The sequence below is a fragment of the Paenibacillus protaetiae genome, from assembly GCF_004135365.1.
In the GTDB taxonomy this organism is placed as follows: domain Bacteria; phylum Bacillota; class Bacilli; order Paenibacillales; family Paenibacillaceae; genus Paenibacillus_AP; species Paenibacillus_AP protaetiae.
Genome location: NZ_CP035492.1, coordinates 18633 through 31141, shown reverse-complemented (window position 1 = coordinate 31141; position 12509 = coordinate 18633). Strand labels below are relative to the sequence as shown.

Below are 12509 nucleotides of genomic sequence, written 5' to 3'. Positions count from 1 at the left end.
CGAGACGAATCGTGCTCAAAGCGCTTGTCCCATGGGGTTTGTCCGATTCCTGTATTCACCATTATGGACAGGATTTCAGGTTGGTAAACGTTTCTCGGTGATTGGGTAAGAGTATATTTATCTAGATAATTGCATGAAAAGGAAGCAATCACGTGTATCTTATATACACTTGATTGCTTCAAGGTTTGGCTTGTAATAAAGTTGTCTAACATCCAGTTTTCTCGACTTAGAACTTTAAATTGCCTCATCTTCAGAATTAGAAGATCTTAGCTTTTTGGCACGCTTCAACCTATAATCCTCAAAAATCTTGCTCTTCTTAATTTTTGGATCATTTCTTACCTTAATAATTAAATCACCAATTAAGTTAAGATATTGTAGATCCATAGACTGATTCTTGGATCTAAAATAATAATAAGTTACTAATTTAAACAAAATCATGTCGTTAATATACGATTGTTTGGTATCCTTAATTAACTGAGCAATGTATTTAAAATATTCCGGACCTTTGAGATCAGAATAAATAAATACCGAAAGATATTTTTCAAACTCAGTATAATCATTCGGATTATCTATGAGCTTATTTTGAATATCTTCTTTCATTACAACACTTAATTTAGCCGTTCCAACTAAGGAGTAAGTAATAACTTGATGTGCGAGTGGTAATACCTTATACATTACATCAAGATCATCGTCATTTTTACCATCTTCTTTTTCAAAATGTTTATTAAGAAAAATCTTATACAGGGTCGCAAATGCACTCGAACAGGTCAATAAATCGTTAAAGCTTTTTGACTTAAGAGCTCCATCTTCTGTCTCCTCTGTATTTTTCAATACTTTTGCAGCTAAAGTCCAGGATCTTTCTAGTTCCTGAGGTTTTGAAAGATCGTATTTTTTTTCAATTCCAAGCTCGTCTTTTTGATTTTCTAGTGCCTGATCACTTATCTGATCAAGTTCTTCTTCAGTTGGTTTATCAGAGTTTGTTAGTCTTTTTAAATAGTTATTATCTAGCTGATTTATTATTGACTCATTTGTTTGAAATGCAACATCAAATCCTGAAGGTATAGACTTAAAATACTCCACTAACTGTTCAAACTTTTTATTCATTCGTTCAACAATGACTTGTAGTACCCCTGCTTGATCGCGTTTTAATCCTGTAAAGTATTCTATCTCGTCTTCGAACTTAAGATAGTTATCCTCATGTAACACAAAATCTTTAAACTCAACTCTATAATCCATGTTTTTCATAAGAAAGTATTTAAAAAAACAACTGAATCTAAACCTTACAAAAAGCTCCGATTCACCATGCTCTTCAGTTAAAACGCCAACTTCAATAAATTCTTTTAGTACATCATCAACTCTAAATAGAAACTTACGTGCTTTTAGATACTCATAAATGTGATTGTACAGAACATTTGAAGGTATTTTGTAATTTTCCAAATCATTGTTATACATATGCAATGCGATATCAGCAAGTAATCTTTGTTTATTTGTAAAATCAAATTCCTCAGAGTATATTTCCTTACTTGAGTGCTTTCTAAATAATCTTTCAACGAAATTTTCCAGCATAGTAGCATTATTTACAGGCTTATAGCTTTCCTGATACTCAATAATCCATAAAAACATAGAGACAGCAAGAGGAGTTCTTGGAATATTTAGTTTCCCAAATATCTTAATCAAATCATCGAGAAGTTCCTTTTTTTGATAGTTTTGATTTTTAGAAAACCACTTTTGCGTCAGAGCTTTAATTTGTTTTGTTTTAAATGGTGCAATCTTCAGTGCTCTAAATTTTGGAAGAATCTCAAACTCCAACAATTCGATCGGTAATTCCCCATCAAGTAAAGATATACATGTTGCAAATACTTGAACATTACTGTATTTCTGTGTTATTTGCTCAATCTCTTTAATCTTAAATGATCGATTATAGCTTGGCGTCAAATTATCTATAAGTAATACGATTTGATAATTCGTCAGCAAACTATCTATATCATGAATTCCAACATTTAAAAACCGGCTAATATCTGTGAAAATTTTGCTTGTTCTAGAATCTTCCAAGTCAATATATACAGGAATTTTTCTATACTTATCAATATTATTGGAAAACTCAATCATAAGTCTATCCAACAAAATTGTTTTTCCTGATTCCTTGTTTCCAATAAAAATTGAATGCCCCGAAAGTTCACACAACCGTTCTAAATCATATATTTGTTCCTTATCTTGGTTATCTGCATCATACTGCTCATTCCCAACAATATGAGGCAAAACAAATAACTCTTCAATGTTTTTGGGAGCGAGGGTGTCTGTTTTGAAACTTAATAAATGTTCATCTCTGGAACCGTAATGAACCTGTTTTATTGTCTCACAAGTTTTTTTTTCAAAATTTCTCCGCTCCAGTTCGCCATTATTCGGAATCAAAAAAATAGCTTTTCCCTCCTTATCTCCCAAGTCTGTATTTGGATCAAATCTCTCTTGTGCATGATTATATCTACGGTTATATGAAATAATTTCACTATTAGCATAATCAATAATGTTATATCCATTCGAGTAATTTCTATCCGTTGATCTTAAATTGCTAGTCCAATTTGATGGAGTAGTAGATATGAATAAGCTTCCTAACATAGAGGTCTTTGTAACTGTATCCCCCTCATGTACATGACCACAAAAAAGCATATCATAGTCTTTAGTAATAATTTGTTCCACTGATCTTTTATCGAATGTTGCTAGCCAATCCAAGGGATGATGCACAACAGCAATTTTAATATCACATTCCCCAAGTTCCTTTCTTGCATTTATTAATTGTCTTTCGCCAATTAAAAGTCTCTCCTTATCATTATTATCGCAGCATCTCCACGATGAATTTAAGCAAGCTACCCCGATCTGTAAATTATTAATCTCAAACTTAAAATTAGAACTAAAATTAGTAATCTGATGACTATATCCACTAAAGTGATCTCGCTCAAAGTTCTTAAATGCAAGAATTCTTTCTAGACCACTTGTGCTGTTACGTTCAATAAAATTATTGACACTTTCAACAGAGTTTAGTCTATGTCTTAGTCCATCTTCGTATATCTCATCTATCGCACTTTGATCAATATCATGATTACCAGGGACAAATAAAAACTTATCTTTATCTATACTTAACGCTTTTTGGATTGGTTCAATCACATATTCATTAAAACTCATAAATGCGAGTTCAATATCTTTATTAAAGCTCATGCCGCCTTTATCAATCAAATCTCCCGAAAATAAAATGAGGTCGATCTTTTTTTCTTTATGAAACTCCAGTAAGTCTTTAATCAATGCTTTTAAAGTGAACTCTTGAAAATCTGAAATGTGATTTGCAGCTAAATGAAAATCCGACAGATGAGCAATTCTTAACATGAAATCTCTCTCCCCTATAAGCATCTTAGACTCTGGTAATATTTACATTTAATTTACCATATATGATCAGTTTAGTGGAGTCATTTAATTATATTAATTTTCTATCAAGCACCTTAGCTCAACGAAGGCTGGGCTTCGTATTGGCATCAGCGGATTATACGGGAACTCGATTTGACCAGCGACGAAACGATTGAATTTGCCAAGCTCAATTCGGCTGTTGTGCAGCCTTCCCGCCATACCCTGAACCCGTATTATCTCGGGCTGAAAATATTCGAGGACATTGAAAAGCGCTGGGATAACCCGACGCCCGAGGAGCGCGAACGGTTTGGCCGGGTGCCGGGCAGAGGGCGGGAAAAAATATTCGAGGTCAGGGAAGCGGATTCGGATATATCGTTTCTTCGCAACTATTTGACGAAGCAGCTTGTAAACGATCTTGACCTGTACATTTTCGAGAAAAAGGGACCGGAGTGGAAAATTACCGATAAAACCTGGGAAAATATCCGCGATCAGCTCGTATTCTCCCGCGTTAACGGCGGTTTTCCAAGCATCGTTGTCGCAGACGGCGACTTCAACCGGATTGGGGAAATGTATCTCGTGCACCAATATGAAGGCATCGAGCTCGATTTGAAATACGTTGAGCGGACGCTGCCTTATGTCGTACAGCTGTGGGGCAAATCCGTCCATCTGGAAACGATCGTGGAAGACAAAAAAATCGTGTTCAGCTGCGACGGCAAAAAAACAAGCAGGAAATTTCTGTAAAAAATATGGATTAATGAAAACTTTTCTCCTTATCAAAAAAAGGCTCCGGATTAATAATCCGAAGCCTTTTTCCTTTTTATGCAGGTAAATCGCTTAATGTTTATCTCTATCTATTTCTATCTATTTCTCTCTATTATCCCCGTTCATACTCCTTATTGTCCGCTAATCTTCCAGCCTGCGAACATCTACAAGCACCTGAAGGCGCTGCTCTCCGCTTCCTTGATATACCCCTTTTACAGGCACGATGTCTATATAATCCCGGCCGTGACCCAGCTTCACATACCGTTCGCCTACCGGCGTTTTGTTCGTGGGATCAAAGCAGCACCAGCCGACGCTTGGCACATACGCTTCCACCCAGGCGTGCGAAGCCTGCTCAAAGCCCGAAGCGCCGCCCTGCAAATCGCCGACAAAGTGATAACCGCTCACATAACGCGCAGGAATGCGCCGCGCCCTGCTGCACGCAATCATCAGATGAGCGAAATCTTGGCATACGCCCCGTTTATTTTCAAGCAAATCAGCCGCTTTGGTTTTAACGGTTGTTGCATTCGGGTCATAAATGAAATCTTCTCTTATTTTCGAGGAAAGTTCCGTCAGCCACCCGAGCACGCTTAGCTCCTTGTCATCGGCGGCGCTGTCAACGCTGTCGGCAAACAGCCGGACCGCAGGTGTCACTGCGGTATATCCGGTCGGCAGCAGAAATTCCGCAAACCGGTTATGCGCCTCCTCACTTTCCAGCCACAGCCATGCTTCACGCGCCGGACGGCCGTTCATAAGTGCGGCCTGCTCCTCGGGAGAGGGCGCGCTTCTGGTTACAACGGTCATCTGCGTCCGGATCGTCAGTTTGCGGTGCGGATTATTGACGGAAAAGGCGTGTACCCGGTTGCCGAAATAATCCTCATAGCTGAACAGCGAGGCATTCGGCTCGATCCATATAGCTTGCTGATAACACGATTGCCGCTCGTTAGTGCTTGGCGTAAGCCGGATTTCATTGACACTGTCCGTAACGGGCGTCTCGTATTCGTAATGGGTAACGTGAGATATACTGAGCTTCATGCGCTGGCCTCCCCCATCCGAAAAAATGTTTTGGCAAATGCCGTTCCGAGCTGCTGGCACGCATTCACCAGATGCGATACGATTTGCCCGGAGCGGTCGATCATAATGTCTTCCCGCTCCAGGCAAGCCATATCGGCTTTCACTTTGCCGACCTGGCGCAGCATCCGGTCATGCGAAGTACGGAGCTGCGGATCCTGCAGCTCGATCTGGCGCATATGCTCCTCCAGTGCATGGAACGCAAAATGGACCGAGCGGGGAAATACCGGATTAATAACGACAAACTCCATAATCGCCTCTACTGATACGCCGTCGGCATAATATCGGCGGAACGGCTGAAAGCCGCTGAGCGATTTTAATACGGCCAGCAAATAAGCGTAAGATTCGGTAGAGCTCCAGCTTTCCGCATTGGTTACGTTATTCGCGGCTTTTATAATGCGCAGCGTATTTTCCGCACGTTCCAGATAACGGCCGCATTCGATAAAATGCCATTCATTTTCGCGCGGCATAACCGACTGGCCGTAACCGTGAAACAACGCCGTCCATTCCTTGATCCGCCCATAAAACAGATGCGGCGATTCTTTGATCATATCTTCCGGTTCTTTATCTCTCAGCCATAAGTAAAAAGCGTTCACCACGTCCCACAGCTCGGCCGGCACTTTCTCGCGCAATGTGCGCAAATTGCCCCGTGCATGGTTTACGCAGCAGACGAGCGAATTTTCATTATCCCGGTCGAGTGTTGCATAATGGAGGACATCTTGTTCGGTATATACGCCGTATTGCTGCTCGAAAGATTCCCGGCTGCCAAGCGCATCTACAATTCTCATCCATTTGGAGGTGTTGTCAACCGTTTGATCTGCATGCTGCTCTGTATTTACGAGTTCATCTTCAGCCTGAAGATGATAATGGACGTCAATCAATCTGGCGTGATTTTCCGCCCGCTCCATATACCGTCCAATCCAAAACAACGCCTCTGCATTACGGTTCAGCATCCCTACTCCTCCATTCTGATCCTAGCGATTAACGGTTAAGCACCCAAGTATCTTTAACGCCCCCGCCTTGCGAAGAATTGACGACCAGTGAACCTTCTTTCATCGCAACCCTGGTTAGTCCGCCCGGGATAACATGCGATTCTTCGCCCATCAGCGCAAATGCCCGGAGATCAATATGGCGCGGCGACATGCTGCCGTTAACCATAACCGGGGCACGCGAAAGCATCATCGTGGTTTGCGCAATGTAGCGGCCGGGATTATTCCGGATGGCATCGGCGAACGAACGGATTTCTTTGGCCGATGCGGTTGGTCCGATCAGCATCCCGTACCCCCCGGACAGCGATGTTTCTTTCACTACAAGCTGGTTCAAATGTTCGAGCACATACTCCCGCTCCTCCTTGCGGGACAAAATATAAGTAGGCACATTTTGCAGCACCGGCTTTTCCCCCAAATAGTAACGGATCATCTCCGGCACATAAGCATAAATCGCTTTATCATCGGCAACGCCTGTGCCGGGCGCATTCGCAATCGCTACATTGCCGGCGCGGTAGGCGTTCATCAGGCCGGGAACGCCAAGCAGCGAATCGGGATTAAACGAAAGCGGATCAAGATAATCATCATCCAAACGCCTGTAAATAACGTCAACCTGGCGCAGCCCGCGCATATCGCGCAAGTAAATTTTATGATCCTTGTAGACAAGATCCCGGCCTTCTACGAGATGAATGCCCAGCTGCTGGGCCAAAAAGGTATGCTCATAATAAGCGGAGTTGTAAGCGCCCGGTGTAAGGAGTACGATTAACGGATCGGATTTCCCATTTGGGGCAAGTGATCGAAGCGAACTTAAGAAACAGTTCAAGCTGCGCTCGATGCTTTGGACGGAAGAAGATAAAAATAAGTCATGGAATATTTCGCTCATCAACGTCCGGCCTTTAAACAAATAGGAGAAGCCGGAAGGAGAACGCAAGTTGTCCTCAAGCACGTAGTACTGCCCTTTCTCATCGCGAATCAAGTCGATGCCGGACGCCGTAATGTACACGCCTCCGGGAACGTCCATGCCCGCCATCTCCGGACGGAAATACGTATTGGAAACAATCATGCTGCGGGGAATAATACCGTCGGAAACGATCCTCTGGCTGTGGTAAATATCGTGGATGAATGCATTTAACGCCCGGATGCGCTGTTTGACGCCGCGGTCAATATTTTCCCATTCCTGTTTGGGGATGACCCGCGGAATATAATCAAAAGGAATGGTTCTCTCGAGCGGTTCACTTTGATTAGGGCTATAAAGGGTAAAGGTGATGCCTTCTTCCATCATTCGCTGGTTAAGCGCGTTCTGGCGCAGCATTAATTCCGACGGCTTCATTCGCCCGAACAAACGGTGAACCGTATCATAATGCGGGCGAACGGAATGATCTTTATCGAACATTTCGTCGTAGAAGGATTGGGAATCGTAGTAATGCGATTGCGTGGCCGTCGACATAGGAGCCGCCTCCTTCGTATGTTAAAAACATTAACATTCCGAAACTACTTGTCGTACAATGTACGTATCTTTTAAATTGATATTACTAAAAACGGCAAAGTGTGTCAACTTTCCTAACACAAAAAGCAGAGCTTCCCCGTTACGCGGAACCCTGCTTTATTATATGATCCAGTCCTATTTACTTATTCAACTGCTGCAATTCTTTTGTAACCTTATCCACCATAGATACGAACGTTGCAAGCTCCTGCGAACGCGCCGCCTGATTGCGCGCTTCCGTAGAAGTCTGCTCGGACTCTTTGCGGACAGCGGTCAGCTTGCGGTCAATCTCATCCAGCTTATCCTGGATGTTCTCTTGCGCGCTTTTGGAGGAGGCGGCCAGCTTGCGGACTTCATCCGCAACAACCTGAAACCCTCTGCCGTTCTCGCCCGCTCTGGCCGCTTCGATGGCCGCATTTAAGCCGAGCAAATGCGTCTGGTCCGATATATCGCGGATTAAAGAGCCCATTTCGGTAATGCTTTCCATCTCCGCGCGAAGCTCGCCAAGCAGCTCGTTTGTTTTTTCCTGCGAGTCCGATGTCGACTGCGCTGTCGCCGCAATCATCTGGGCGCCTTCATCCATTTCGACCATCAGCTCGGCCAGCTGCTCTACAGCTTCCGTAACGGTCGTCAGCATCTCGGTTTTGGACTCAACCAGCTCTTCGATCTTCCGGTGTTCGCTCTGGTTATAAGCTTCCAGCACAAACTGGGAGTCCAGGTTAAACATTTTGCTGAGCGCAAACACAACCTTCTGCCATTGACCGGGAATAACCCTTTCGAATACCGAAACCGCAATATCCAAATACGTCAAATAAGTGCCTAAGTACCAGGACGTCGACAATCCGATACGGGAATGGACCGCGCCGATGCGAATCCGGTTATCAATAAAAGCGTTGTCAATAACGCCGTCAGTTAATGACATCCAGTACGTTTTTTGCGTCTGCTTCAAACGTTCGATGCTGCTTACTTTATTAATGATATCAACCAGCTCCGGCTGTGAACCTATTTTCTCATAAAAGCGTTCAACGACTTCATCCACTACCTGTTCGAATACCGGACGGTATTCGGCAAGCAGCTTCAGATGCTGATCTGTAATTCCGCAATAATCAAGCTGCCTCTGGCGTTCAACGCCGACATTAATCATACACATTCCCCTTTTATGTATCGACATGGCTTCTTCATTTCTATCATTATATCGGCAATTGAAGGAAAAACCTAGAGAGCGCCTGCCATCAGCAGCGAAAAAAAGCAAGGGACCATGGTCCCTTGCTTTAAACGGGTTATCAGCTTACCGGTTCAGCAAACTTCCAACATATCGAAGCAGCTCGTTGGCGCAAACCGGGCAGTAGCCGTGCTCGTCGATCAGCCGTTTCGTCACTTCGTTCATCCGTTTCAGCTGGCTTTCATCCGGCGTTTTGGTAGAAGTCGTGATTTTGACAATATCCTTTAAATCCGCAAACAGCTTTTTCTCCACCGCTTCCCGCAGCCGTTCATGGCTTGTAAAATCGAATTTTTTGCCTTTGCGGGAGTACGAGGATATACGGATCAATATTTCTTCGCGGAACGCTTTTTTGGCGTTTTCCGAAATGCCGATTTGCTCCTCGATCGAACGCATCAGCCTTTCGTCCGGATCCATCTCCTCGCCGGTCAAAGGATCTTTAATTTTCGTCCAGTTGCAATAAGATTCGATATTGTCCAAATAGTTCTCGAATAAAGTGCGGGCCGATTCTTCAAAGGAATAGACAAACGCTTTTTGCACTTCTTTTTTAGCCAGATTGTCATATTCCTTGCGTGCCACGGAAATAAAGTTCAAATACCGCTCCCGCTCTTCCTTCGTAATGGACGGGTGCTGGTCGAGTCCATCCTTCAGTCCCCGCAGCACATCAAGGGCATTAATGCAGGACATATCCTGCTTGATCAGCGCGCTCGAGATCCGGTTAATGACATACCGGGGGTCGATGCCGGTCATGCCTTCTTCAATGTATTCGTTTTGCATTTCCTTCAGGTCGGCGTCTTTGAACCCTTCAACTTCTTCGCCGTCGTACATCCGCATTTTTTTCACAAGATCCATGCCTTGCTTCTTCGTTTCCTTCAAGCGGGTCAGAATGGAGAAAATCGCTGCGGAACGAAGCGCATGAGGCGCGATGTGAATATGTCTCATATCGCTTTGACTGATAAGCTTCGTATAAATTTTCTCTTCCTCCGACACCTTCAGGTTATACGGAATCGGCATGACAATCATGCGGGATTGAAGCGCTTCGTTTTTCTTATTGGCGATAAACGATTTGTATTCGGATTCATTCGTATGGGCGATGATCAGCTCATCCGCGCTTATTAACGCGAAGCGGCCAGCCTTGAAATTGCCTTCCTGCGTCAGCGAAAGCAAGTTCCACAAAAACTTCTCATCGCATTTCAGCATTTCCTGGAATTCCATCAGTCCCCGATTCGCCTTGTTCAGCTCGCCGTCAAACCGGTAAGCGCGCGGATCGGATTCCGAGCCAAATTCGGTAATCGTCGAGAAGTCTATGCTTCCCGTCAAATCCGCAATATCTTGCGATTTGGGGTCAGACGGGCTGAAGGTACCGATGCCAATCCGGTTTTCTTCGGAAACAATGACGCGCTCGACCAGCACATTTTCAATATCGCCGTTATATTCGGTTCGCAGCCGCATTTGGCAGCTCGGGCACAAATTGCCTTCAATCCGTACGCCAAGCTCCTTTTCAATTTCCGACCGCAATTCATGCGGGATCAGGTGAAGCGGCTCCTCGTGCATCGGGCAGCCCTTAATTGCGTATACCGCCCCGCGGTCCGTTTTGGAAAATCGTTCAAGCCCTTTTTTCAGCATCGTTACAATGGTAGATTTGCCGCCGCTGACCGGGCCCATGAGGAGCAGAATCCGTTTACGGACATCAAGCCTCTTCGCAGCCGAGTGGAAATATTCATCCGCCAGCTTTTCGATTGCGCGATCCAGGCCGTAAATTTCCTGTTCAAAAAATTTGTACTTCTTTCTCCCGCCAACTTCTTCAACACCGTAGGATTCAATCATTTCGTACACGCGCGCATGAGCTGTCATGGCCGGTGACGGATTTTGCTTCAGCAGGTCCACATACTCTTTGAATGTACCCGTCCATGCCAACCTTTCGTTCTCCGTCTGGTATTCCGAAATCCGTTTGAAAATGTCCATGCAGTGTCTCCTCCCATCGCTTTCCGCCATCATTCCTCCGCCCGGGACAACGATCTATCGATCTAACGAGTGGACTCAGTAAACATGAAGTTGAAGTATTACATTCCTATGCGTAGACATGTAGGAAATTGACCACTATTTTTGTCCTCTATTCATCATAAATCGACAAGCGTAAGGGGGGAGCGCCGGAACGAATTTTGCTATAATACTAGAAAGAGACGGTTCGGAAGGAGTGCTGAAGTGGCTGTTCAAAAGGAAGAAGAGCTGTACCAGCCTATTAAAACGTTCTATGAAAAGAAAGGTTACATCGTCAAAAGCGAGGTCATGCATTGCGATATCGTGGCAGTAAAAGAAAATGAAACCATTATTGTGGAATTGAAAAAAACATTTAATTTAGCGCTGCTGCTGCAAGGGGTGGAGCGGCTGCGCCTTACCGATAAAGTGGTACTCGCCGTTGAACGCAACCGCAAAAAAAGCGGCGCCCACAATCAGCGGTTCAGCGATCTGGCAGAGCTGTGCCGCATGCTGGGCATCGGGCTGATGACGGTGACCCTGTTCAAAACCAAACCGGCGCTCGTCGAAATGTTATGCGAACCGGGGGAGCTTCCGGTCCGCCATGCGCGGGTCAAGCAAAAGGCAAAGCTGCTGCGCGAATTCCGCGAACGCAGCGGCGACTACAATGTCGGCGGAAGCAACGGCCGCAAGCTGGTGACCGCTTACCGGGAAAAATCGCTGAAGCTGGCGCTGCTGATCCGCGAAGAAGGACCGGTATCGCCAAGCCAGGCAGCCAGAGCTACCGGCAACGCCCGCTGCGGCGAATTTTTGCGCAACAACTATTATGGATGGTTTGAGCGCATCAGCCGCGGCCAATACGGCTTGCGCAAGGAAGGCGAGGCTGCGCTCATTGAATATGCCAGCGTCATTGAAAACTGGAAAAGATAACACAAACTGTTCACAATTGCATACGTTTTCTTTTATCGGAACGTTGGGTATAATATAACCAGTTCAATGGAGGTGTACACGATGATTAGCCTTAACTTTATTATCGTAATGACCGTATTCGTGCTGATTTTGACCGCCATTTGCACTTCCTCTTACAACGACGACAAAACAAAAGGGCTTTAATCAAAACAGCCCCACAAAAAGACCGTTTGGCTCCAGCATGGAACCAAACGGTCTTTTTTGGGGTTGAATAATAGCTATAAATTCGGCTGAAGCCCATGGTCAGCTAATCGCCGGCCAGGAAATTCTATAGTCAGCGGCTTACAGTCAGCCGCATCATTGTCGCGAATTATTTAATATAAGCCATCTCCGTCATGCACACCGAGCACAAATGGCGATCTTTAAATTCAGCCACTTCATCCATCGAACCGCAAAATACGCATCTTGGACGGTAACGCTCCAAAATGATGTGATCGCCTTGCACCAAAATTTCTACCGGATCGCCTTCATTCATCTGATAACGTTTACGCAACGACTTCGGCAGTACAATTCTCCCCAATTGATCTACTTTTCTCACTACCCCTGCTGGTTTCATCCTTGTCACCTCTAATTCTGTCTAGTCTGGATTGTCATCCTGTTTCGTGAAACCTTTGCAATTACAATTTTCGCTTCGTCCATCCCTTTTCCT

At 44.6% G+C, this 12509-nt stretch carries 8 protein-coding genes and 1 pseudogene; 2 read left to right on the top strand and 7 right to left on the bottom strand.

From position 1 onward, the window contains the following. Positions 1–234 precede the first annotated feature (234 nt). Positions 235–3378, bottom strand: coding sequence for a metallophosphoesterase (locus ET464_RS00135; protein ID WP_165279851.1), 3144 nt, complete (start codon positions 3376–3378; stop codon positions 235–237). Positions 3379–3495: 117 nt separating this feature from the next. Here ET464_RS00135 and ET464_RS00130 point away from each other — a divergent pair. After that, positions 3496–4137 (top strand): annotated as a pseudogene (locus ET464_RS00130) (SpoVR family protein); the annotation flags it as partial. A 162-nt stretch (positions 4138–4299) separates the two neighbouring features. Here the strand turns inward: ET464_RS00130 and ET464_RS00125 are convergent. The 5 genes from ET464_RS00125 to ET464_RS00105 all read right to left on the bottom strand — a co-directional run bounded on the left by ET464_RS00125 (position 4300) and on the right by ET464_RS00105 (position 10879). Continuing rightward, a complete protein-coding gene (locus ET464_RS00125) occupies positions 4300–5190 on the bottom strand; it encodes a transglutaminase family protein (protein WP_129437162.1) in 891 nt (296 codons plus the stop codon). Next, a complete protein-coding gene (locus ET464_RS00120; protein WP_129437159.1) occupies positions 5187–6179 on the bottom strand; it encodes an alpha-E domain-containing protein in 993 nt (330 codons plus the stop codon). The genes ET464_RS00125 and ET464_RS00120 overlap by 4 nt, the downstream gene beginning before the upstream one ends. Positions 6180–6207: 28 nt before the next feature. Next, positions 6208–7659, bottom strand: coding sequence for a circularly permuted type 2 ATP-grasp protein (locus ET464_RS00115; protein WP_129437157.1), 1452 nt, complete (start codon positions 7657–7659; stop codon positions 6208–6210). A gap of 178 nt (positions 7660–7837) precedes the next feature. Next, positions 7838–8839 (bottom strand): globin-coupled sensor protein, encoded by a 1002-nt coding sequence (locus ET464_RS00110; protein WP_129437155.1) that lies wholly within the window; start codon positions 8837–8839, stop codon positions 7838–7840. Between the two features lie 144 nt (positions 8840–8983). After that, complete coding sequence (locus ET464_RS00105; protein WP_129437153.1) at positions 8984–10879, bottom strand: PrkA family serine protein kinase; 1896 nt, start codon at positions 10877–10879, stop codon at positions 8984–8986. 240 nt (positions 10880–11119) lie between these two features. On the opposite strand from ET464_RS00105, the gene ET464_RS00100 reads away from it, so the two are divergent. Continuing rightward, positions 11120–11821, top strand: coding sequence for a DUF2161 family putative PD-(D/E)XK-type phosphodiesterase (locus ET464_RS00100; protein ID WP_129437151.1), 702 nt, complete (start codon positions 11120–11122; stop codon positions 11819–11821). 349 nt (positions 11822–12170) lie between these two features. Here ET464_RS00100 and ET464_RS00095 read toward each other — a convergent pair whose 3' ends face one another. Beyond that, a complete protein-coding gene (locus ET464_RS00095; RefSeq protein ID WP_129437149.1) occupies positions 12171–12416 on the bottom strand; it encodes an AbrB/MazE/SpoVT family DNA-binding domain-containing protein in 246 nt (81 codons plus the stop codon). Positions 12417–12509 lie beyond the last annotated feature (93 nt).